Source organism: Acidithiobacillus sp. TH-A36 (assembly GCF_057473445.1).
Genome location: NZ_JBYCKP010000400.1, coordinates 1 through 1742 on the forward strand (window position 1 = coordinate 1; position 1742 = coordinate 1742).

General features: G+C 54.3%; 5 protein-coding genes and 1 tRNA gene. 4 read left to right on the forward strand and 2 right to left on the reverse strand.

Annotated elements, in window-relative coordinates:
• The 4 genes from AC2VLY_RS10380 to AC2VLY_RS10395 form a co-directional block, all read left to right on the forward strand.
• Positions 1–335: DUF29 domain-containing protein (locus AC2VLY_RS10380; protein WP_486922221.1), on the forward strand; the 335-nt coding region annotated here is incomplete at its 5' end.
• Between the two features lie 178 nt (positions 336–513).
• Positions 514–792: a type II toxin-antitoxin system RelE/ParE family toxin gene (locus tag AC2VLY_RS10385; RefSeq protein ID WP_486892755.1), complete on the forward strand. Its 279-nt coding sequence runs from the start codon at positions 514–516 to the stop codon at positions 790–792.
• A gap of 24 nt (positions 793–816) precedes the next feature.
• A complete protein-coding gene (locus AC2VLY_RS10390; protein WP_486922222.1) occupies positions 817–1122 on the forward strand; it encodes a HigA family addiction module antitoxin in 306 nt (101 codons plus the stop codon).
• Between the two features lie 26 nt (positions 1123–1148).
• On the forward strand, positions 1149–1283 hold the full coding sequence (locus AC2VLY_RS10395) for an antitoxin MazE-like protein (protein ID WP_367182276.1): 135 nt from the start codon (positions 1149–1151) through the stop codon (positions 1281–1283).
• 93 nt (positions 1284–1376) lie between these two features.
• Here AC2VLY_RS10395 and AC2VLY_RS10400 read toward each other — a convergent pair.
• Together AC2VLY_RS10400 and AC2VLY_RS10405 are read right to left on the reverse strand one after the other, a co-directional pair.
• Positions 1377–1453: transfer RNA gene (locus tag AC2VLY_RS10400), tRNA-Arg, on the reverse strand.
• Between the two features lie 10 nt (positions 1454–1463).
• Positions 1464–1742: SAM-dependent methyltransferase (locus AC2VLY_RS10405; protein WP_486892754.1), on the reverse strand; the 279-nt coding region annotated here is incomplete at its 5' end.

Sequence of the window (1742 nt, forward strand, 5' to 3'; positions counted from 1 at the left end):
TTCTGGAGGAATTGGAGAGCATGGGCAGAAGTGAAAAAAACGCCCTCAGAATCCATCTACGCGTATTGCTCATGCACTTGATAAAATGGCAATGGCAGCCCCAAAAACAGAGCAAGAGCTGGGCGACCACCATAAGAAACCAACGGCTTGATCTCAAGTATCTCCTCAAGGATTCACCAAGTCTCAAGAGGCTGATTCCTGAAATACTGCCGGACGCTTGGGATAGTGCTACTGACGAATCTGCTTTTGAAACCGATCTGCCGATCTCCACTTTTCCAGAGTCGTGCCCTTGGGATATCGACACGCAAATCCTGGCTAACTGGTGGCCAGAATGAGTACGGTTGCCGTAATGTCCCATAATCGGTCCTCCTGGGTGACAAAAGAACTGAGTAAAACCGGACGATCTGTCGTTCAGAGTTTTGGGACCACGAGACAGAAGGGTGCATTCTGTCTCGTCATGACTTTTCCGCCGGACGCTGTTGATCTCTGTGGCGTTACACTGCACAATGCGGTGTGATTAAAAGTTTCCGCCACAAGGGTCTGCAAGACTTCTATGAATCGGGTAGCAAAGCCGAGGTTCAACCGGACCATGCCGCCAAGATCGCCCGAATTCTGGCCCGCCTGGAGAACGCCCAGAACCCAGACGATATGAACATCCCGGGATGGAAACTGCATCCACTCCATGGAACCCTGCAGGGACACTTCGCGGTATGGGTCAGCGGGAACTGGAGATTGGTTTTCACCTTCGAGGATGGGGACGCCATCCTGGTCGATTACGTGGACTATCACTGAATCCGGATGAACGCTATGAACCCGATGCACAACCCACCTCACCCAGGACTCCTGCTGCGGGAGGATATCTTGCCCGCTCTGGAGCTGACGGTTACCGAAGCAGCAGAGCAGCTGGGCGTGTCGCGACCCACTTTGTCGCGTGTGCTCAATGGCCGTGCCGCCATTTCTCCAGAAATGGCACTACGTCTGGAGGGTTGGCTCGGTGTTGAGCATGGAGGCCGTGCCGACGTCTGGATCGCCCAACAGGCGGTCTATGATCTTTGGCAAGCCCGCCAAGCGGGGGCACCCCATGTCATAAAAGCTCCCATCTATCATACGCAGGTTGCCTGACTATCCACCATACTGTTCAGTTCTGGGTGCCAGACACCCTCTCCCCTGAATTTGTTGCACAAGTTCGCCATCAGTGCCTGAAACTCAACAATGATCCAACCGAAGCGGATATTTTACAGTTTACCGAAGAAGTCGCTGCGCAGATGTATGGATGGGTATAATGCAACGGGGGACTTGGTCACAGTGTCCCTGCACGGTGACTATGGAAAACCCCGTTCCGCCGTCATTGTGCAGTCTAATCTGTTGAATGAATATGGTGCGCAGTACTGGATTCGAACCAGTGACCTTCGGCTTCGGAGGCCGACACTCTATCCAGCTGAGCTAACTGCGCGTGCTGCAGATTATAGGGAACTCGCTGGCGCGTTGTCCAACCTTTCCTGTGCAACTCCCTGAAAGTCCAGCGCCAGCCAGTACTGTTCGGTAGAACGGGCGCGGGAAGCTTCCGGTTTACGTACCACAATTTTTTTGAAATCCTTGCGCAGGGCACGACGCAGCTCTTCAGCACCCGCCCCCATAAACACCTTGATCAACAGTGACCCGCCCGGACGCAGCCAGCGTTGGGCCATATCCAGCGCCAGCTCCGCCAGGTCTATGGCGCGCGCCTGATCGACACTGGCAAT